The following is a 19524-nucleotide window of genomic DNA, read 5'->3' on the forward strand; positions in this document are numbered from 1 at the left end:
ATGAATATCCTCACCAATCCAAGCAAGCTTCGTGGCTTCGAGAAGCACGTCAGGGTCGAGAACGTCTCGCGTCGCAGCATCCTGAAAGGCCTCGGCATCGCCGGCTCTTTCGTGCTCGCCGCACCCGTGATGTCGCGCCAGGCCTTCGCCTATGAGACCGGCGCCGGCAAGATGCCGCATGGCGTCGTGGTCGATCCTCGCGTGTTCGTCGCGATCGCGCCCGACGGCGTCGTCACCATCGTGGCGCACCGCTCCGAGATGGGCACCGGCGTGCGCACCAGCCTGCCCCTGATCGTCGCCGAGGAGATGGAGGCCGACTGGTCGCGCGTCCATGTCCAGCAGGCGCACGGCGACGAGGTCAAGTTCGGCAACCAGGACACCGACGGCTCGCGCAGCACCCGGCACTATCTGATCCCGATGCGCCAGATCGGCGCCTCGGCCCGCGCGATGCTGGAAGCCGCCGCCGCCAAGAAATGGGGCGTGCCGGCGAGCGAGGTGAAGGCGCAGAACCACGAGGTCGTCCACAGTGCGAGCGGGCGCAAGGCCGGCTTCGGCGATCTCGCGGCCGACGCCGCCAAGGAGCCGGTGCCTGCCATCGACAGCCTCAAGCTGAAGGACCCGAAGGACTTCCGCTACCTCGGCAAAGGCGAGGTCTCGATCGTCGACCTTCACGACATCACCACCGGCAAGGCGCATTACGGCGCCGATATCCGCCTGCCCGGGATGAAATACGCCGTGATCGCGCGTCCGCCGGTCACTGGCGGCAAGGTCAAGTCGTTCGACGACAGCGCCGCGACCAAGGTTCCCGGCGTCGAGAAGGTGATGGAGGTCAAGGGCTGGCCGTGGCCGTCCAAGTTCCAGCCGCTCGGCGGCGTCGCCGTGATCGCACGCAACACCGGTGCCGCGATCAAGGGACGCGACGCGCTGAAGGTGGTCTGGGACGACGGCGCCAACGCCACCTACGACTCGGTCGCCTACCGCGCCACGCTCGAGGACGCCGCGCGCAAGCCCGGCCTTGTCGTCCGCAAGGAAGGCGACGTCGATGCGGCGCTGAAGAGCGCCGACAAGGTCATCGTCGGCGAATACTATTTGCCGCATCTCGCCCATGTCAGCATGGAGCCGCCGGTCGCGGTTGCCGACGTCAAGGGCGACAAGGCCGAAATCTGGGCGCCGGTGCAGAGCCCGGGCGGCACCCGCGAGGATGTCGCCAAGTCGCTCGGCATCCCCGAGGACAATGTCACGGTCAACGTTACGCTGCTCGGCGGCGGCTTCGGACGCAAATCGAAATGCGATTTCGCGATCGAGGCGGCGCTGCTCTCGAAGGAGCTCGGCGCGCCAGTCAAGGTGCAATGGACCCGTGAGGACGACGTCCATCACGACTTCCTGCACACCGTCTCGGTCGAGCGCATCGAGGCGGGCCTCGACAAGAACGGCAAGGTGATCGCGTGGCGGCACCGCAGCGTGGCGCCGACCATCGCCTCGACCTTTGCGGCCGGGGCCAATCACGAAGCGCCGTTCGAGCTCGGCATGGGCCTGATCGACAATCCGTTCGAGATCGCCAATTTGCAGTGCGAGAATCCGGAAGCGGCCGCCTACACGCGGATCGGCTGGTTCCGCTCGGTGTCCAACATCCCGCGCGCCTTCGCGGTGCAATCGATGGCCGCGGAGATCGCGCATGCAACGGGCCGCGACCAGAAGGACATGCTGCTGGAGCTGATCGGAAGCCCACGGATCGTCAACCTGTCCTCGGTGAAGGATCCCTGGAACTACGGTGAGCCCTATGACAGCTACCCGATCGACACCGCGCGGCTGCGCAAGGTGGTCGAAGTGGTCGCCGACAAGGGCGAATGGGGGCGCCAAGTGCCGAAGGGCCACGGTCTCGGCATCGCCGTGCACCGCTCTTTCGTCAGCTACATCGCGACCATCGTCGAGGTGGCCGTGGACGACAAGGGCAAGCTCACCGTGCCACGGGTCGATACCGCGATCGATTGCGGCACCTATGTCAATCCGGAGCGGATCCAGTCGCAGATCGAGGGCGCCGCGATCATGGGGCTGAGCCTCGCCAAATATGGCGAGATCAGCTTCAAGGACGGCAAGGTGCAGCAGAACAACTTCGACGACTTCCCGGTGATCCGGATGGACGAGTCGCCTGTGATCACCAACGTGCACATCGTGCCGCCCGCACCGGGCACGCCGCCGAGCGGCGTCGGCGAACCCGGCGTACCGCCGTTCGCACCGGCGCTGATCAACGCGATCTTCGCCGCCACCGGAAAGCGCATCCGCAACTTGCCGATCGGCAAGCAGCTCGAGACGTGAGGGTGGTAGCGCTGATGATGAGATGAGGTCAGTAGCGGCATGGTCGCTGCGTTCCCTCTCCCGCTTGCGGGGGAGGGCTAGGGTGGGGGCTCTCTCCGCGAGTCGCATCGTGGAGAGAACCCCCACCCGGATCGCATCTCGCGATGCGATCCGACCTCCCCCGCAAGCGGGAGAGGTGCAGGGCGTCTGTGGCTATAGCTGGATCGACTGACCGAACATCATCGTGCAAGCAGACGCCCGCGACCGCTTCGTCGCGGGCGTCTTTCTTTGGCACCAGCACACAAGCCAAATCCATCATGCTGTTGCGCACAAGCAGAACGGGAAGCGGCGGTCTCCCCAGCCGCCGCTTCCCGCTCGCATCGCCCCCTATCTGCGACGCGCGCCGTTACTTCTTGTCGAGGGCAAAGACCCAGACAACGCCGCCTTGCGGCACGTTGTTCTCGAAGCCCGCGACCTTGCCGGCCAGCGCATCCTGGATGCGCTGCGCGTCGACGCCCCAACCCGACTGCACCGCGATGTATTGCGTGCCGTCGACTTCATAGGTCATCGGCATCGCCATGATCCCGGAGTTGGTCTTCTGCTCCCACAACAGTTCGCCGGTCTTGGCGTTGAAGATGCGGAAGAAGCGGTCGTTGGTGCCGCCGGCGAGAACGAGGTCGCCTGCGGTCGCGGTCACTGCGCCGAACAGTTGCGAGGTCTTGTAGTCGTGCTGCCAGACCTTCTTGCCGGTGGCCGGGTCCCACGCCTGCAACTCGCCGAAATGATCGGCGTTGGGCGCCGGCGTCAGCCCGATGTCCTCCGGCTTGGTGCCGAGCCAGAGCTGGCCGGGAACCAGAGGCGTCTTCTCGCCGGTGAAGCCGCCGCAGAAATTCTCGTTGGCGGGAACGTAGACGAGCTTGGTGTTCTGGCTGTAGGCCGCCGACGGCCAGTCCTTGCCGCCCCATAGTGACGGACAGAACTCGACCCGCTTGCCGAGCACGGGCTTATGGTCGGGATCGACGATCGGGCGGCCGGTCTCGGCCTCGATCCCCTTCCACACATTGGTCTTCACGAACGGCCAGCCGGCGACGTAATTGATCTTGTCCGGCTTGCGCTCGAGCACCCAGAAGATTGCATCGCGCCCCGGGTGGACCAAGCTCTTGAACGACCGCCCGTCGCGCTGCATGTCAATCAGCATCGGCGCGTCGACCTCGTCCCAATCCCAGGAATCATTCTGGTGATACTGGAAATGGGTCTTGATCTTGCCGTTCTCGGGATCGAGCGCGAGCACCGAGCTGGTGTAGAGATTGTCGCCCGGATGCATGGTGCCCGGCCAGGGCGCTGCGTTGCCGACACCCCAATAGACCGTCTTGGTGTCCTTGTCGTAGGTGCCGGTCATCCAGGCGGAGCCGCCGCCCGACTTCCAGTCATCGCCGCTCCAGGTGTCGTGGCCCGCCTCGCCCTCGCCGGGGATGGTGAAGGTGCGCCAGAGCTCCTTGCCGCTGTTGGCGTCGTAGGCGGCGACATAGCCGCGCACGCCGAACTCGCCGCCGGAGCCGCCGACGATCACCTTGCCGTCGACGATGAGCGGCATCAGGGTCATGTACTGACCCTTCCTGTAGTCCTGCACCTTGGTGTCCCAGACCGCCTTGCCGGTCTTGGCGTCGAGCGCCACGACGTGATCGTCCGTCGTGGCGAGATAGATCTTGTCCTGCCACAGGCCGACGCCGCGGCTGGTCGGATGCAGTTGGAACAGATCCTCGGGAAGCTGGCGCTTGTAGCGCCAATATTCCTCGCCGGTCTTGGCGTTGAGCGCGATCACCTGCCCCATCGGGGTCGCGACGAACATCACGCCGTTGTTGACGATCGGCGGCGCTTCGTGGCCCTCGAGAACGCCGGTGGAGAAGGTCCAGACCGGCTTGAGGCTCTTGACGTTGGATGTGTTGATCTGATCGAGCGGACTGTAACCCTGTCCGTCATAGGTCCGGCGATATAGCATCCAGTTGCCGGGTTCGGGATTTTCGAGACGCGCTGACGTCACCGGACTGTAGTTTTCGATCGGCCCTGCGACGGCGTAGGTCGAGATGAGGCACGTGAACGCGACACAGCCCGACAGTAACCACTGCTTCCTTGTCATGAGATGCTACCTCCCTGCTCTGTTATATTTTTCAGTTTAGGTCGTGCAGAAATCCCGATGCGGCCTCACCCTCCTTGCTGAACACCTACCTTTCCAATGAATGGTGCTGCGACCGTAATGGCGCCATCGGCGACCGTCAGCGGCAAGGCCGCCAGACGCCGCGGCGCAGGGCCGAACACCACCTGCGCATTCTGGCGCGGATCATATTCGGAGTTGTGACAGAGACATTTGAGGACGTCCTTGTCGCCCTGCTCCTGCTTCACCCAGGCGGTGATCGGACATCCGGCATGCGAGCAGATGATCGAGTAGCAGACGATGCCGTCAGGGGCGCGGGCGCGCGTGGTGTCGTCGAGCTCATTCGGGTCGAGCCTGATCAGCACCACCTCGTTCAGCCGCGAGCCGTTGCGGACGACGGAGCTTTTCGGATCCTTCGGCCAGGCGCGGATCGGCGGCCCGCCGAGCTTCAAGTCGTCCGCCTTGATGACTTCACCCGCCTTGTCGCCTTCGGCGCGCACCAGCACATCGGCCTTTTGCGGCCGTTCGCTGGCGCCGGGCTGCTCATCGTCGGCCGCCGCGGGCTCGACCGCGGCAAGACAGGCGCAACTCGCCAGCGCCGTCAGGAGCAGGGAGCGACGCGTGGGGTCCAAGCAACACGCCGTCGGTTCGTAATCACCGATCTGCTCGACGGAAGCGTTGCGATTGGACTCCGGCATGACGCAAGCTGAACGTGCAACTCGGCCGAAAAGATGGCGGCACACGTTCTAGATGCGACAACGCAGATGCAAAAATGCTTTGCAGCGTTTGGTCGGTCGACTTCCGATGCGCGCGAGCGCCTCGCTCAGGGCTCGGTGACGAAGGTCAGCCTGCCGACAGGTTTCAGAGTCTTTGCATCAAATGTGCGGATCTCGGTGGTGCCGCCTATATCAAGCGTCACGACCAACCGTTCGCCGGCGACGCCGGTGGAGACGATGCGGGCGCCCTTCGGCAGCGCAGCGGTGACGTCGGAGACGGAAACGGGGCTTCCCTCGCCGCGATAAAGGCGGTAGCCGATGGCAATCAGCACGACGGCCACGGCCAGTGCCGAGGTCAGGCCCGCGATCAGCATCATCCGCCGCACCCGCGCAATCAGTGCGGCCTGCTCGGGGGTCGGTTCGGTCACGGCGGTGTCGGTCATCACAAGGCTCTTCTTTGCAACAGGTCTCTTCGAATAACGGTCGGAAGCTGGAGGTCATCGTCGCGGGCGACGAAGGCTCGGCGCGGCTCGACCGCGTGCTGGCGCAGCGCACCCCCGAGCTGTCGCGGTCCCGGCTCAAGGCGCTGATCCTCGCCGGTTCCGTGACCGTCAAGGACGCCGTCGTCCGCGACCCCGCTTATCATGTCGCCAAGGGCGATACGATCATAATCGACGTGCCGGAGGCGGTCCCGGCCGAGCCGAAGGCCGAGGACATCGCGCTCGACATCGTGTTCGAGGACGACGACATCATCGTCATCGACAAGCCGAAGGGCCTCGTCGTGCACCCCGCCGCCGGCCACGCCACCGGCACGCTGGTCAACGCGCTGATCGCCCATTGCGGCACCAGCCTGTCCGGCATCGGCGGCGTCAAGCGGCCGGGCATCGTGCACCGTCTCGACAAGGACACGACGGGATTGATGGTCGTCGCCAAGAACGACCAGGCGCATCAGTCGCTGACCGCGCAATTCGCCGACCACGGCCGCACCGGATCGATGCGGCGCGGCTACATGGCGTTCGCCTGGGGCGTGCCGAACCGGCCGCACGGCACCATCGACGCGCCGATCGACCGCCATCCGCACGCCCGCGAGAAAATGGCGGTGCGCCAGGGTGGCCGCGAGGCGATCACTCACTTCGAGGTGCAGCAGAGCTTTGCCGGCCGCGACGGCAAGCCGGTCGCTTCACTCCTGACCTGCCAGCTCGAAACCGGACGCACCCATCAGATCCGGGTGCACCTCGCCCATATCGGGCATCCCCTGCTGGGGGATGCGGTCTACGGCCCTCACTTCAAGACCAAGGCCGGACATCTCGGACCGGAGGCACGGGCGGCGCTGACCGGCCTGCAGCGGCAGGCGCTGCACGCCTATCTACTGGCCCTGGAGCATCCGCGGACCGGGGAACTTTTGCACTGGGAGGCGCCCCTGCCGCAGGACATGCTTCTCCTGCAGCGCGCGCTGGAAGCGGCGGTATGACGCACCCCTTGCCAAAAACGCCAGTTATGACAGCAGGTTATAGCTGGCACACGGGGACGTGACGTCAGCAATCCTTCCCTATCACGGGCAGTTTGGTGTATGTTGCACCTGCGTTGAATATCCAACGCGGAACATCGCAGCATGGCCGGCTTTAACCCAGCGGCCACCTGCCGGGCTCGCCGCTATCGGGGGCCTGAACCACTGGAGGGCGCAAGTAATGGCCCGTACAGCTACGTTGCCGGTTCTCAATGGAGAATCCGGCCTGTCTCGATACCTCGCCGAGATCCGCAAGTTCCCCATGCTGGAACCCCAGCAGGAGTACATGCTCGCCAAGCGTTGGCGCGAGCATGACGATCGCGACGCGGCGCATAAACTCGTCACTAGCCATCTCAGGCTCGTGGCCAAGATCGCCATGGGCTATCGCGGCTACGGACTGCCGATCTCCGAGGTCGTCTCGGAAGGCAATGTCGGCCTGATGCAGGCGGTGAAGCGATTCGAGCCCGAAAAGGGCTTCCGTCTCGCCACATACGCCATGTGGTGGATCAAGGCGTCGATACAAGAGTACATCCTGCGATCGTGGTCGCTCGTGAAGATGGGCACCACCGCGAACCAGAAGAAGCTGTTCTTCAACCTGCGCAAGGCGAAGAGCAAGATCTCCGCTCTGGAAGAGGGTGACCTCCACCCCGACCAGGTGAAGCTGATTGCCAAGCGCCTCGGCGTGACCGATCAGGACGTGATCGAGATGAATCGCCGCCTTGGCGGCGACGCCTCGCTGAACGCCCCGATCCGCGACGATGGCGAAGCCGGCGAATGGCAGGACTGGTTGGTCGATAACTCGCCCAACGCCGAGGCCCTGATGGCCGAGAGCGAAGAGTTCGATCATCGCCGGCAGGCCTTGAACGGTGCGATCGGCGTGCTCAACCCGCGCGAACGCCGCATCTTCGAGGCGCGGCGTCTGGCGGACGAGCCGATGACGCTGGAAGACCTCGCCGCCGAGTTCGGCGTGTCGCGCGAGCGCGTGCGGCAGATCGAGGTCCGCGCCTTTGAAAAGGTCCAGTCGGCCGTCAAGGGCACGATCGCCAAGCAGGAAGCAGCTCTGGAGGCCGCGCACTAAGCGCGCCGAACACAGCCAACAGTTACGAAAGCCGGCGGCAACGCCGGCTTTTTTGTTTTTGGTAGCCTCCTCACCAACCCCACTGTCGTCCTCCGCGAAAGCGGGGACCCAGTACGCCGCGGCGGTCGAGAGAGGCGCGCAACAACTGCTGCCTCTGGAATTGTAAGCCGGCGACTTAGAAGTCTGCTTGTTCTCAGTTGGAACTGAGGAATCGAGCTACTGGGCCTCGGCCATCTTTGGTGCAAATGATGGCATCTGCGCGTTGGCTGCCAAGGGCCGGTTCGACGGCGACCGGAGGGCGGCGTCGGACGGCGCTCCCTCAGACGGCCGATGCGCTGAGGTTGCCGGAAGCACGATCACCTTCGCTCCGACCTTCACCCGCTCGTAGAGGTCCACGACGTCCTCGTTGGTGAGCCGGATACAGCCCGACGAAACCCGCTTGCCGATCGTATCGGGTTTGTTGGTGCCGTGAATTCGATATTCGGTCTCGCCCAGGTACATCGCCCGGGCGCCAAGCGGATTGCCAGGGCCGCCCGCCATGAAGCGCGGCAGATAAGGCTGACGCGAAAGCATCTCTGCGGGCGGACGCCAATCCGGCCATTCTGTTTTGCGAGCCACGGTCTGCTCACCGGACCATGTGAAGCCTTCACGGCCAACGCCGATGCCGTAGCGCATCGCTTGCCGGTCGTTCAGAACGAGATAAAGGAATGTGTTGTCAGTATCGATGACGACGGTGCCCGGCGCCTGGCGGCTGGCGTAGTCCACCACCTGCCGGACGAATTTTCCGGGACCATCCGCGGCTTTGGGTGGCTCGACCAGGGGCGCTGGGGCTGGGGCCGGGACTGGAGCCGGAGCTGGCGCTGCTACACGGACTGGCGTTGATACGTGAGCTGGCGTCGACGGTGCCTGGGCTTGCTGCGTGGGCGGCTTGCGTATCGGTTGAACACTCGCCGGACGCGCCAGCAAACCATATCCCAATGCAGCAGCGGCGGTCACGCCAACTGCAACTCTTCCGGCCATCGGCAGTGCGAGCGTCTCCGTCTTTGTCTTTCCGCGTTTGGCCCGCTGACCCATGTCTTTCCCCGGATTGCTATGCCCGGAGGAGGTACCCGGCAGATTTTAACAAACTTCGAAGCGATTTTGCGCAGGCTGGAAATCGCCAAGCGTCGTTAACGCCATTTTTGGGGTAGCTTTCTCACCAACTCCCCTGTCGTCCTCCGCGAAAGCGGGGGACCCAGTACGCCGCGGCGGTCGAGAGAGGGCGCGTGCAATAACTGCTGCCTCTGGAATGCTGGATCGCCCGGTCCCGGCTACGCCAAGGCTTCGCCGAGGCTTTCGCTCTCGGCGCGCCGTAGCTTTAGCGGAGGCGGCAAGCCGGGCGACGACGGCTGTTGCTGGGCCGAGCGTCCTCGTCCGAGCATGACGGGTGCCCGTCCCTACTCGCCCCACTGCCGGGCCATAGTCGCGAGCGCGCAGCCCTCGCAGTAGCGAGCGTCCTTGAAGTCGATCCAGTTGTGCGCATAGACGTGGTCGAGCGGGATGCCGTAACGCGCGCGCAGCACCTTCACCAGCACCCGCCAGGCCGCGATCTGCGCATCGGTCGGCCCGCGCGTGACGTCGGGGTAATTGCCGGCGAACTCGACACCGATCGACGTGTCCTTGTTCACCTGATGATAGGTCTTGCTGTTGTCGATGTATTTGTTGTCGTTGCGATCGGCGCCGTCGGTGTGGGTCGGAACCAGGTTGTCCGCGACCGCCCAGTAGACCGTGCCGTCGGTTTCCACCCAAACCATCACGCCGCGCCGGGTCGGATTGCTGTGCTGCTCGCGCGCGCCAAGGCGCGCCGAGCCGGCCGGGCCCTCGGTCTGGTGCACGATGATATTGCGCCAGGGATGCGATTTCGCGACGTCGCCCCAAGGCGACAGCCAGACCATCCTGAGACCAGGAATCTCGGGCGTGCCCGCGGATCGCGCGATCATCGCGAGGTCGGGCGGTTCGGCAAGGGCAGCGGAAGGAAGGGCGAGCGCGAGCAATGCGGCAAGCACGCGAAGCGTCATGCGGAGCGGTCCGATGTCACGGCGCGACAGCATGCTCAAGCCGACTGACGGAGTGCTGCCCGACCTGCTCCGATGCGATGGCCGGCTTGGGCTCATAAGTGGCGTAGCCGTTCTTGCCGCCCTTCTTGGCATCGTAGAGCGCATGGTCGGCGGCAGCGATCAGCCGGTCGGAATGCAGGCCGATCTCGCGGGTCCATTGCGCAACCCCGATCGAGACCGCAATCGGGACGTCCTTGCCGGTGCACTGTTCGGCATCGACGCGGCACACCTCGAGCACGCGGCGCGCGATCATTGCGCCTTCGCGTAAGGTCGAAGACGGCAGCACGATGCAGAACTCGTCGCCGCCGGTGCGGGCCAGCATGTCGCCCGGCCGGAGCCGGGTCTGCGCCATCAGGGTGAAGTGCTGCAGGCAGGCGTCGCCGGCCGCGTGGCCGAACGTATCGTTGATCGCCTTGAAGCCGTCCAGGTCGATCACCAATAGCGCGAATGGTTCGCCGCTGCGGTCAGAGCGCGCACACTCCTCCGTCAACCGTTGCACCAGGTGACGGCGATTGCCGACGCCGGTGAGATCGTCGAGCAGCGCCAGATCGGCGACCTCGCTGCGCAAGCGGTCCATCGCCATCAGCAAGAAGCCGAAGTTGAGCGCCATCGACAGAAACACCAGAACGAGGACCAGAAACGACTGAGGCCCATTGAAGCTGACAAAGGCGAATGCGCCGGGCGCCAACAATCCGCCGACGAGGCGCAGCGCATAGATGCCGATGATCACGGCGGCGACGATACCGGCGAGCCGGGCGCCGGGGCTGACGCGCCCGTTCTCAGGCGACAGCAGCAGTCTCAGCGTCAGCGTGAAGGGCACCACCTGCGCGATCGTATAGACGACGATGCGCATCGGCATGCTGTCGTAACCGAAGATGAAGACACTGAGGCCCGCGAAGGCAAGCGAAGTGGTCAACGCCGTGCGGCGCCAGGCCACTGGCTTGCCGTAGAACCGCTCCACGCCCATCGCGGCGAGACATGCGGCGAAGACCATCAGCGTGCCAGCCGCAAGCAGCGGCAGCAGCGACTCGGTCATCACCACGCGAAGCATTGCGCAGCTCGCGCCGACCGCCGCGGCGAACGCGGAAGCGGTCCAGAACCGCGCCGCACCGAATGCCGGATAGCTGTGCGTCACATAGGCCCAGATCAGCCCGAGCGCGAGAAAGTTGATGACGAACACCGTCCAAAGCGTTGGAACGCTCAGCATCGCCTTGTCCGAGACCGCGCAAGGCCCCGCCTCCCCTCTGATCGAACCGCCCGCCCTTAAGGCGCTTCCCCCCGACGACAATCCCCGTTGTCCTAGCGGCAGAATGCGGCAGCACGGCTTAACGGACTCTCACCCGCCAAGCCGCCAATCCATGCTGTGGTTTTGAATTGATGAAGACGCAGGCGGTCGGCGTTTGCGCAATGTTAAGGATGATGCGGACGACAACGGCGTTGTCGGCGTTGCAAACAACCCAGCGAAAAGCTGCCCAAAACGCATAACAACTGTGGATAACGCGATGACAGCGCCGTGACAGCACGCGGCAGTCGCCTGCGAATCTGTTGAGTTTGCTGCTGAGGATGTTGCGAGGTTGGCCCTCCGCCAAGCATGCCTCGGAGTCGCGTTCAATCCATGAAACCCTGAGAGGATACTATGGCTAAGAAAGCGAAGAAGGCGAAGAAGGCGAAAAAGGCCACCAAGAAAAAGGCCAAGGCCAAGAAGTAAACCGTTTCTCGCCCGGGTAGCGGCTCCTGCCCTGCCCGGGCTCCCGAAGCGGTGTAACGATGCAAAAGCAGCGGGCGCAACGCCCGCTTTTTGTTTGATGGAGCCGCGCCCAGATGGGTGCGCGATCAGCGATCCGCAAATGCAAGCTTGGCGCCGAGCAGGGCAAAGCCCGCGGCAAAGCTCCGCCTGAGCCAGGCCATGACCTTCGGACGGGTGACGACGCGATCGCGCACCGAGGCCGCGAACAGCCCATAGAGCGCGAACACTGCAAAGGTCATCGCCATGAACACGCCGGAAAGCTCGACCATCCGCGCCAGCGGATGCGGCTCGTCGACCGCGATGAACTGCGGCAGGAAGGCCAGGAAGAAGATCGACAGCTTCGGATTGAGGATGTTGATCAGAACGGCCGTGACGATCACCCGCCTGCGCGAGCGCGGCTTGATCTCGGTGTCGACGGACAGCGCACCGTGCTCGCGCAGCGCCTGCCAGGCCATGTAGAGCAGGTAGACGACGCCGCACCATTTCAGAGCCGCGAACGCCATCGCGCTGGTGTGCAGGATCGCGGCAAGCCCGAGCATCGCCGCGAGCATCTGCGGCACGATGCCGAGCGTGCAGCCGAACGCGGCGGCGACGCTCGCGCGCGAGCCCCGCGTCAGCGCCACGGCCAGGGTATAGAGCACGCCAGTGCCGGGCGAGGCCACCACGATCAGTGAGGTCAGCAGGAAAGACAGCGTCATTGGGGCGGCCACGGGCTGGACATGCACCCGCAATTAGCATGCCGTCCGCATCGGCGGAAGCGGCGCGCCGTTCGCCCGCGCTGACAACGTCGTTACGAGGATCTGCGTGGCCCGCCCTCGGCGGCGAGTTCTGATGCTTTCATTTCGGCGGCGCGGATCACGTCCAGCGGCGCCCAGGGCTTGCTCCAGAACTTCGCGCCGTCGGGCAGGGATTGCCGCAGCGGCTTGCCCGAGGTCACGATGACGTCGAGATCGGGATTATACTTCTTCGCGGCATAAGCGAGCTCGACTCCCGTCATGTGCCCGGCCAATTCGACATCCGTCATCATCAGCACGACATCGTCGCCGCTTCCTTGCAGCACCAGCTCGGCGGCTTCCGCGCTCTCGCAGGCGATTACATCGAAATCACTTTCTTCCAATAACAAACCAATCATCGCGCGCTGCATCGGATCATCCTCGACCACCAATGCACGATAGGGTTTCAATTGTCCCACGGGTGTGCCTCCCTTCAGCTTGAGTGATCGCCGGGTGAGATCCCACACAGAATAAATCCCTCCCTCCCTTTATGGTTCAGTTCCAATCTGAGAAAAGCGGTGGGAACCCCGCGCGCCCTCAACTGGAGTCGAATCGACATGACTGCGATCCGTGGATCCACCGCCGCCGTGACCGGGGCCGCCAGCGGCATCGGCCGCGCGCTCGCCCATGAGCTCGCACGGCGCGGCTGCGACCTCGCGCTCGCCGACCGCGACGAGGCCGGGCTGCGGGCGGTCTCCGCCGAGATTGCGAAGATAGGCCAGCGCAAGGTCACCGTGCATCGCCTCGACGTCAGCGAACCGAGCGAGATCGCGGCATTCGCGCAAGCCGCCGGCTCGCAGCATCCCGCGCTCAACATCGTCGTCAACAATGCCGGCGTCGCTTTGCTCGGCCAGTTCGGCGAGATCGAGCAGGCGCAGATGGAATGGCTGTTCAACATCAATTTCTGGGGCGTGGTGCACGGAACCCGTGCCTTCCTGCCGCAGCTCGCGCGGCAGCGCGAGGCGCACATCGTCAACATCTCCTCGATCTTCGGCATCGTCGCCCCGCCCGGCCAGAGCGCCTATTGCGCGGCGAAGTTCGCGGTGCGCGGCTTCTCCGAGAGCCTGCGGCACGAGCTTGCGATGGCGAACAGCCCGGTCAGGCTCTCGGTCGTGCATCCTGGCGGCGTCGCCACCAACATCGCGCGCAATTCGCGCACCGGTTCCGGCGTCGCCGACAATGCCCGCCGCGCGCAATCGATCGAGCGCTTCGACGCGCTGGCCAGGACCACGCCGACCGCAGCGGCGCTGCGCATCATCGCCGGCATCGAAAGGAACGAGCCGCGCATCCTGATCGGCAACGACGCCCGCTTCATGGACCTGCTGCAACGCTTCCGCCCCGGCACCTATTGGAAGGTGATGCAGCGGCAGATCGAGAAAGCGACAGCGAAGGTGGCGGCGGTGACAGGGAAGTAGCTCAGTTCGGTGTCGTCCCTGCGAAAGCAGGGACCCATAACCACAGGCTTGTGTTTTGCGAGGGCTGTGGCTCCAGCGTCGTAAAGCAATTTGCATTCGTGGTTATGGGTCCCGGCTCAAGGCCGGGACGACAGCGAGTAGGTGGCGCTGATGGGTAGAGCGTAGCGAAACCCATCCCGCGAACGGCGGCGAGCCGCGGAATAATGTCCGCGTCACCCACCCAATTGCCTCTTCACCCCGAGCGCCAGCCGGTACAGCGGATCGCTCCTCTCAGACGGATAGAGCGCGCTTCTCGCCACTTGCGGAAAATTGTCGCTCCTCCAGAACGCCGCCGGATTGAACGAGAACTTTGCAACCAGCCGGCGGCCGAAATCCATCTCATACGGGAAATAGTTCTCCTTCTGCTCGTATCCCGTCATGTCCGGATATTCGCCGAGCAGGTAGCCTTCCTGGATATGCGGCCGCACCGCCGAGGGCGGGCAGACGCTGGAGAGCCGGACGATCTGGATGCCGGCCTCGGCGCTCGCGGTGATGGCGCCGCTCACATTGGGCACGCCGAGCACATAGAGGAAGGCGGTCTCGGTTCCGGCGAGCGAGGCAAAGGACGCGGCGATGCGGATCGAATGCGTGACATCGAGCAGCGGCGTGGCGCAGACCTCGTAATGCTGCAGGATCGACCAGCGCAGCAGATGATGGCGCTTCAGCCGCTCGAGGCCGAGCAGTTTTGCGTCCGTATAGTCGCCGACCAGAAGCTGTCCGGCGCGCTGCAGCGCCTCGAACCGCGTGACCAGTGTCGCGCGGTCCGGATTGCCGCGGCCGCCGCGAAACAGCGTCGGCTTCAGCGAGCTGTTGCCCTTGACGTTCCTGTGGTCGGTGCCCTGGCCACGAAACATCAGCACGTGATCGCGGTTGAGGAATTGCAGTTCGGCGATCTTGGTCGCGAGCTCCAGATAGGAGCCGACGCGATGCCCGGGCCCCTCCCGGACCGCCGAGTTCTTCGCGATCTGGCAGCCCTTGCGATCGAAGAACGACCAGATTTTTTGGCTGCCGATGGTTTCCATGGGAGGCGTCTCGAACTCGCAGCCGTCACCGCCCCATCAACCGATCCGCAAAATACCCGATCGTCTTGCGATAGATCACCGCCCTGTTCCACTCGCGCATCGCCTCGAAATTGGCGCTGCCCTCCTCATAGGACGCGCCCATCTTGAAGCCGCTGCTGTGCAGGAGGTTGGCGGTCGAGGCCAGCACGTCTGCCGTGGAGTGGCGGAGATCGACCCGGCCATCCCCGTCGAAATCGACGCCATACTTGATGTAGGACGATGGCAGGAACTGGGTCTGGCCGATCTCGCCGGCATAGGCGCCGATCAGATCATTCAGACGAAGGTCACCGCGCTGCACGATCTTGAGCGCCGCCAGCAATTCGCCTTGGAACAGGTCGGAGCGCCGGCAATCATGCGCCAGGGTCGCGAGCGTGCGGATCACCGGCAGCTTGCCCATGTCGCCCTTGCCGAAATCGCTCTCCAGCCCCCAGATCGCGACTAGGATCTGGCGCGGCACGCCATACTGCTGCTCGATCCGGGCCAGCAGCGCCGCGTGACGCTGCAACAGGGCGCGGCCGCCATTGATCCGTCCGGGGCCGACGCGGGTCGCGACATACTGCTCGAACGTCTTGTTGAAGGTGTAACGCTGCCGCCTATCGAAGGCGAGCACGCCGCCATCCTGCTGCACGCCGCCGAGCGCTGAAGAGATCACGTCCTGCGAGATGCCGGCGCCGGCTGCGTCCTGCGAGAACGACTGGATGAACGAGTTGAAATTGCCGCCACAGCGGGCGGCGTAGGAGGGAGCAGCCAATAAGAGCGCGCCAAAGAAAACGACCAAACGAAGTCCGAGCATGTTGATGTCCTGGAAAAGCCCCCTGCCGCGAATGATGCCACGCGTTCGACGTCGCGGTCAAAAGCGAGCCTCAGCCCCTGAGCTGCCGCTCCAGCCCCGCGAAATCGATCTCCGCCCAGCGCTCGGAAATCCTGCCGTCCTGAATCCGCCAGAACGTCATGCCGCGGAATTCGACGTGGTGGCCGGTCGGGGCAATGCCGCGCCAGGGGCCGCGGTGGCGGCCGCGCCAGACGAAGCGGCCGGCGACGAGGTCGCGCTCGGCGACCAGGGATTCGGCGACCGCCGTCAGGTTGGCGAAGGTCTCGTGCATCGCGACCGAGTGCGCGATCACCTCTTCGGCGCTCATCCGCTTGCCCGCCGCATGGTCGAAGAAGTCGGGCGCGATCTGCGCGCGGATCGCGTCGGGATCATGGCCGTTGGTCACGGCATCGTAATGCGCGAGCACGAGCGCCTTGTTGGCGTCGAGGGAGGTGTCGGACATCGGCGGATCGCTTCCGGAAGGGCATGGTTGCAGAGACATTGAAATACGCCTCATACGCGAGTCTGCCGCGATGACGCAAGTGACGAAGGTCAGAAACATCAACCCCTTGCGCTGCGACAAAGTGAGCGCGCGAAATTTTCGCGGGCGGGTTCGTTTGCGGTCCGATGCGAAAGCCGGCTCCGCTCGGAATCTTCGCGGCTCGCGCAGGGCAGCCCAGCGTGAGCCGGGGCGGGATTTGCTTTGACAGCACTGCGGCGATCGAGGACAAGCCGCTCATGCCGAAAAAACCCGGGACCAATCCCAAAGGCGAATTCGCCTTCTTCAACGTCGTCTATGAGGACGGCTCACAGCGCTCCAACCGCCGCGTGCCCTCGGAGCTGCTTGGCGGCCTCGACGGCGACGAGCCGGCCCGCGCGTTCCTCCGCGACCAGGATCGCGAAATCGCCGAAAAGAGCGGCCGCCCGCCACTCGAGATCAAGAGCATCGAGCGGGTCGGGGTGAAGAAGAAGTAGCAGCGGGACAGAGCGTCGACGATCGCGCTCGGCAGCGAGCGCGCTGCTCGCGCCTACGATTGACAGCAGAGCAAGCGGCACCCCTCTCCCCAACCCTCCCCCGCGAGGCAGGGCTATCGCATATGCCGCCTTGGATGGCTGCGCACGTACTCGGCCTCGTGGTTCGAGACGCGCCGCAAGCGGCGCTCCTCACCATGAGGGTCTACTATTGTGCCGCAAAACAAGACTTCATCCTGAGGAGCCCGCCAAAGGCGGGGGTCTCGAGGGATGGCCACAGAGCGTTTCTTTTTCCAAATGCGATTGCCGTCCCCGCAAGGGGGGAGGGAGCCCGAACAGCGTGCTCACATCACGCCGCTTCATCGCCTTTTGCACGCGACGGCCGCGTGCCGCACGCTAGCAAAGTGAGTGAGGCACTGACGGAAGGGCTCCCTCCCCCCTTGCGGGGGAGGGTTGAGGAGAGGGGTGGCCGCGGGCGCTGCTGTGAGTAACTTGGCGCGGCTTAGCAACGAAAACGGCGGGCTTTTGCCCGCCGCTGTTGTTTCGATGGATTGCCTGGTCGAGCCCGGCAATGACAGTCAATACTGACTTACCTTAGTTGTCGAGGAAGCTTCGCAGCTTGCGGCTGCGCGAGGGATGCTTCAGCTTGCGCAGCGCCTTGGCTTCGATCTGGCGGATGCGCTCTCTCGTCACCGAGAACTGCTGGCCGACCTCTTCCAAGGTGTGGTCGGTGTTCATGCCGATGCCGAAGCGCATGCGCAGCACGCGCTCTTCGCGCGGGGTGAGCGAGGCCAAGACGCGCGTGGTGGTCTCGCGCAGGTTGGACTGGATCGCCGCGTCGATCGGCAGGATCGCGTTCTTGTCCTCGATGAAATCGCCGAGATGCGAATCCTCTTCGTCACCGACCGGCGTCTCCAGCGACAGCGGCTCCTTGGCGATCTTGAGGACCTTGCGGACCTTCTCCAGGGGCATGCCGAGCTTCTCGGCGAGCTCTTCCGGAGTCGGCTCGCGGCCGATCTCGTTCAGCATCTGGCGCGAGGTGCGGACGATCTTGTTGATCGTCTCGATCATGTGCACGGGGATGCGGATGGTGCGGGCCTGGTCGGCGATCGAACGGGTGATCGCCTGCCGGATCCACCAGGTGGCGTAGGTCGAGAACTTGTAGCCGCGGCGGTACTCGAACTTATCGACCGCCTTCATCAGGCCGATATTGCCTTCCTGGATCAGGTCGAGGAACTGCAGGCCGCGGTTGGTGTACTTCTTGGCGATCGAGATCACGAGACGGAGGTTAGCTTCCACCATCTCCTTCTTGGCCTGACGGGCCTCGCGCTCGCCCTTCTGCACGCCGTGCACGATCTTGCGGAATTCGCCGATCTCGAGCCCGGTCAGCGCGGCCAGCGACTGGATCTCATGGCGCAGATCCTTGATGCGGTCCTTCTCGTGATGGACGAAGTTCTTCCAGCCCTTGGCCGACAGCTTCGAGACGCGGTTGAGCCAGCGCGGATCGAGCTCGGAGCCCTGGTAGTTGCGCAGGAAGTCGTCACGCGCGACGCCGTGGCTGTCGGCGAGCCGCATCATGCGGCCCTCGAACGAGACCAGCTTCTTGTTGATGTCGTAGAGCTGCTCGACGAGCGAATCGATGCGGGCCTGGTTGAGGCGCAGCGACTTCACCTCGACGATGATCTCGTCCTTCAGCTTCTTGTACTTGCGCTCCTGCGAGGGCGACAGCGACTCGCTCTGCAGTTGGTTGGCGATGTCCTGCTCCTGCAGGCGGCGCAGCTTCTTGTATTCGGACGCGATCTTGTCGAAGGTTTCCACCACCTTCGGCTTCAGCTCGGCCTCGATGGCGGCAAGCGACATCTGGTTCTCGAACTCGTCGTCGTCCATGTCGGCTTCAGCGGCGGCCTCGCCCGGATCCTTCTCCTCACCTTCGCCGTTGCCGGCGGGAGCGGCGCGGAACGGGGTCGGCGACGGCGGCGCAGCCGGCGGCGCGACATGCGCGGGCGCGGCCGCTTCCGCAGCACTGCCATTGCCTTCGGCGGCGCCCTCGGCGCTGTTGTTGGCGATCAGGTTCGGGTTGATGCCGCCCTTGGATTCCGGGCCGGCATAGGTGGCTTCGAGATCGATGATGTCGCGAAGGAAGATCTTTCCCTCGTTCAGCTCGTCGCGCCAGATGATGATGGCCTGGAAGGTCAGCGGGCTTTCGCAGAGCCCCGCGATCATCGCCTCGCGGCCGGCCTCGATGCGCTTGGCGATCGCGATTTCGCCCTCGCGCGACAGCAGCTCGACGGTACCCATCTCGCGCAGATACATGCGCACGGGATCGTCGGTGCGCTCGCCGGGCTCCGACTTCTTGACCTCGGTGACAGCCTTCTGGGTGACCTCGACAAGCTCGTTGTCGGTGTCGTCGTCGCTGTCGTCCTTCTCCTCCTCGCCTTCGCTATCCTCGGCCTCGGTGACGTTGATGCCCATGTCCGACAGCATCGACATGATGTCTTCGATCTGCTCGGGCGAGGTCGTGTCGGAGGGAAGCACTTCATTGAGCTGATCAAAGGTCACGAAGCCGCGCTTCTTGGCCTGCTTGATCATCTTCTTCACCGCGGCGTCCGACAGGTCGAGCAACGGCGACGGCGCGTCGGCGGAATCCTTCTCGGGAGCATCCGCAGCCTTGTCGTCTTTTTCCTTGTCCTTAACCTGCAGCGTCTTTGCCTTGGTGGCCATTCACTAAGCTCCCGAAAACGCGGTCATGCGAAATGGCGCCACGCACGCGCATTCGCACGATATCTAGAACTACTCTCGACGCGCAAAGGGCGGCGCACATGATCGCCACCCCCCGTCTCGACGGTTTCCATCTGCAACAGC

17 protein-coding genes are annotated in these 19524 nt (G+C 64.5%); 5 read left to right on the plus strand and 12 right to left on the minus strand.

Features of this window, described 5'->3' with window-relative positions; translation table 11 throughout:
• On the plus strand, positions 1-2316 hold the full coding sequence (locus P6U25_RS29925) for a molybdopterin cofactor-binding domain-containing protein (protein WP_407148344.1): 2316 nt from the start codon (positions 1-3) through the stop codon (positions 2314-2316).
• A gap of 385 nt (positions 2317-2701) precedes the next feature.
• Here the strand turns inward: P6U25_RS29925 and P6U25_RS29930 are convergent, their stop codons facing one another.
• The 3 genes from P6U25_RS29930 to P6U25_RS29940 form a co-directional block, all read right to left on the minus strand.
• Positions 2702-4432: a methanol/ethanol family PQQ-dependent dehydrogenase gene (locus P6U25_RS29930; RefSeq protein WP_407148345.1), complete on the minus strand. Its 1731-nt coding sequence runs from the start codon at positions 4430-4432 to the stop codon at positions 2702-2704.
• A gap of 65 nt (positions 4433-4497) precedes the next feature.
• Entirely contained in the window at positions 4498-5145 is a 648-nt protein-coding gene (locus P6U25_RS29935; RefSeq protein ID WP_407148346.1) for a ubiquinol-cytochrome c reductase iron-sulfur subunit, read from the minus strand.
• A 125-nt stretch (positions 5146-5270) separates the two neighbouring features.
• Positions 5271-5606: a hypothetical protein gene (locus P6U25_RS29940; RefSeq protein WP_407148347.1), complete on the minus strand. Its 336-nt coding sequence runs from the start codon at positions 5604-5606 to the stop codon at positions 5271-5273.
• Positions 5607-5653: 47 nt separating this feature from the next.
• Between P6U25_RS29940 and P6U25_RS29945 the strand changes: the two genes are divergently transcribed.
• Positions 5654-6634: an RluA family pseudouridine synthase gene (locus P6U25_RS29945; protein ID WP_407152653.1), complete on the plus strand. Its 981-nt coding sequence runs from the start codon at positions 5654-5656 to the stop codon at positions 6632-6634.
• Between the two features lie 217 nt (positions 6635-6851).
• Positions 6852-7748 carry an RNA polymerase sigma factor RpoH gene (rpoH, locus tag P6U25_RS29950; RefSeq protein ID WP_407148348.1) on the plus strand — a complete coding sequence of 299 codons (897 nt, stop codon included), beginning with the start codon at positions 6852-6854 and terminating at the stop codon, positions 7746-7748.
• Between the two features lie 216 nt (positions 7749-7964).
• Here the strand turns inward: rpoH and P6U25_RS29955 are convergent, their stop codons facing one another.
• The 5 genes from P6U25_RS29955 to P6U25_RS29975 form a co-directional block, all read right to left on the minus strand.
• A complete protein-coding gene (locus P6U25_RS29955) occupies positions 7965-8822 on the minus strand; it encodes a L,D-transpeptidase (RefSeq protein ID WP_407148349.1) in 858 nt (285 codons plus the stop codon).
• 362 nt (positions 8823-9184) lie between these two features.
• Positions 9185-9805, minus strand: coding sequence for an N-acetylmuramoyl-L-alanine amidase (locus P6U25_RS29960; RefSeq protein ID WP_407148350.1), 621 nt, complete (start codon positions 9803-9805; stop codon positions 9185-9187).
• A gap of 16 nt (positions 9806-9821) precedes the next feature.
• Positions 9822-11051, minus strand: a complete 1230-nt coding sequence (locus tag P6U25_RS29965) for a GGDEF domain-containing protein (RefSeq protein ID WP_407148351.1) — start codon at positions 11049-11051, stop codon at positions 9822-9824.
• Positions 11052-11677: 626 nt separating this feature from the next.
• The gene (locus P6U25_RS29970) at positions 11678-12289 is read right to left on the minus strand and encodes a LysE family translocator (protein ID WP_407148352.1); all 612 of its coding nucleotides are present in this window, start codon (positions 12287-12289) and stop codon (positions 11678-11680) included.
• Positions 12290-12381: 92 nt separating this feature from the next.
• Positions 12382-12783, minus strand: coding sequence for a response regulator (locus tag P6U25_RS29975; protein WP_407148353.1), 402 nt, complete (start codon positions 12781-12783; stop codon positions 12382-12384).
• Between the two features lie 138 nt (positions 12784-12921).
• Here P6U25_RS29975 and P6U25_RS29980 point away from each other — a divergent pair, with 138 nt between their 5' ends.
• The gene (locus P6U25_RS29980) at positions 12922-13779 is read left to right on the plus strand and encodes an SDR family NAD(P)-dependent oxidoreductase (RefSeq protein WP_407148354.1); all 858 of its coding nucleotides are present in this window, start codon (positions 12922-12924) and stop codon (positions 13777-13779) included.
• A 212-nt stretch (positions 13780-13991) separates the two neighbouring features.
• Here P6U25_RS29980 and P6U25_RS29985 read toward each other — a convergent pair whose 3' ends face one another.
• The 3 genes from P6U25_RS29985 to P6U25_RS29995 form a co-directional block, all read right to left on the minus strand.
• A complete protein-coding gene (locus tag P6U25_RS29985; protein WP_407148355.1) occupies positions 13992-14840 on the minus strand; it encodes an FRG domain-containing protein in 849 nt (282 codons plus the stop codon).
• Between the two features lie 25 nt (positions 14841-14865).
• Positions 14866-15672: a lytic murein transglycosylase gene (locus P6U25_RS29990; RefSeq protein ID WP_407148356.1), complete on the minus strand. Its 807-nt coding sequence runs from the start codon at positions 15670-15672 to the stop codon at positions 14866-14868.
• A 70-nt stretch (positions 15673-15742) separates the two neighbouring features.
• Positions 15743-16153, minus strand: a complete 411-nt coding sequence (locus P6U25_RS29995; RefSeq protein ID WP_407148357.1) for an ester cyclase — start codon at positions 16151-16153, stop codon at positions 15743-15745.
• A gap of 275 nt (positions 16154-16428) precedes the next feature.
• Here P6U25_RS29995 and P6U25_RS30000 point away from each other — a divergent pair, with 275 nt between their 5' ends.
• A complete protein-coding gene (locus P6U25_RS30000) occupies positions 16429-16665 on the plus strand; it encodes a hypothetical protein (RefSeq protein ID WP_407148358.1) in 237 nt (78 codons plus the stop codon).
• Positions 16666-17256: 591 nt separating this feature from the next.
• Here the strand turns inward: P6U25_RS30000 and rpoD are convergent.
• A complete protein-coding gene (gene rpoD / locus P6U25_RS30005; RefSeq protein ID WP_407148359.1) occupies positions 17257-19383 on the minus strand; it encodes an RNA polymerase sigma factor RpoD in 2127 nt (708 codons plus the stop codon).
• Positions 19384-19524 lie beyond the last annotated feature (141 nt).

Origin of the sequence: Bradyrhizobium sp. ORS 86, assembly GCF_045571475.1 — a bacterium.
Classification (GTDB): domain Bacteria; phylum Pseudomonadota; class Alphaproteobacteria; order Rhizobiales; family Xanthobacteraceae; genus Bradyrhizobium.

What these genes read in the sequence shown, in the direction of transcription:
- P6U25_RS29985 (WP_407148355.1), bottom strand. Translation starts at nt 14,840, where the DNA reads ATGGAAACCATCGGCAGCCAAAAAATCTGGTCGTTCTTCGATCGCAAG.
- P6U25_RS29925 (WP_407148344.1), top strand. Translation starts at nt 1, where the DNA reads ATGAATATCCTCACCAATCCAAGCAAGCTTCGTGGCTTCGAGAAGCAC.
- rpoD (WP_407148359.1), bottom strand. Translation starts at nt 19,383, where the DNA reads ATGGCCACCAAGGCAAAGACGCTGCAGGTTAAGGACAAGGAAAAAGAC.
- P6U25_RS29955 (WP_407148349.1), bottom strand. Translation starts at nt 8,822, where the DNA reads ATGGGTCAGCGGGCCAAACGCGGAAAGACAAAGACGGAGACGCTCGCA.
- P6U25_RS29970 (WP_407148352.1), bottom strand. Translation starts at nt 12,289, where the DNA reads ATGACGCTGTCTTTCCTGCTGACCTCACTGATCGTGGTGGCCTCGCCC.
- P6U25_RS29935 (WP_407148346.1), bottom strand. Translation starts at nt 5,145, where the DNA reads ATGCCGGAGTCCAATCGCAACGCTTCCGTCGAGCAGATCGGTGATTAC.
- P6U25_RS29940 (WP_407148347.1), bottom strand. Translation starts at nt 5,606, where the DNA reads ATGACCGACACCGCCGTGACCGAACCGACCCCCGAGCAGGCCGCACTG.
- P6U25_RS30000 (WP_407148358.1), top strand. Translation starts at nt 16,429, where the DNA reads ATGCCGAAAAAACCCGGGACCAATCCCAAAGGCGAATTCGCCTTCTTC.
- rpoH (WP_407148348.1), top strand. Translation starts at nt 6,852, where the DNA reads ATGGCCCGTACAGCTACGTTGCCGGTTCTCAATGGAGAATCCGGCCTG.
- P6U25_RS29965 (WP_407148351.1), bottom strand. Translation starts at nt 11,051, where the DNA reads ATGCTGAGCGTTCCAACGCTTTGGACGGTGTTCGTCATCAACTTTCTC.
- P6U25_RS29930 (WP_407148345.1), bottom strand. Translation starts at nt 4,432, where the DNA reads ATGACAAGGAAGCAGTGGTTACTGTCGGGCTGTGTCGCGTTCACGTGC.
- P6U25_RS29980 (WP_407148354.1), top strand. Translation starts at nt 12,922, where the DNA reads ATGACTGCGATCCGTGGATCCACCGCCGCCGTGACCGGGGCCGCCAGC.
- P6U25_RS29990 (WP_407148356.1), bottom strand. Translation starts at nt 15,672, where the DNA reads ATGCTCGGACTTCGTTTGGTCGTTTTCTTTGGCGCGCTCTTATTGGCT.
- P6U25_RS29960 (WP_407148350.1), bottom strand. Translation starts at nt 9,805, where the DNA reads ATGACGCTTCGCGTGCTTGCCGCATTGCTCGCGCTCGCCCTTCCTTCC.
- P6U25_RS29995 (WP_407148357.1), bottom strand. Translation starts at nt 16,153, where the DNA reads ATGTCCGACACCTCCCTCGACGCCAACAAGGCGCTCGTGCTCGCGCAT.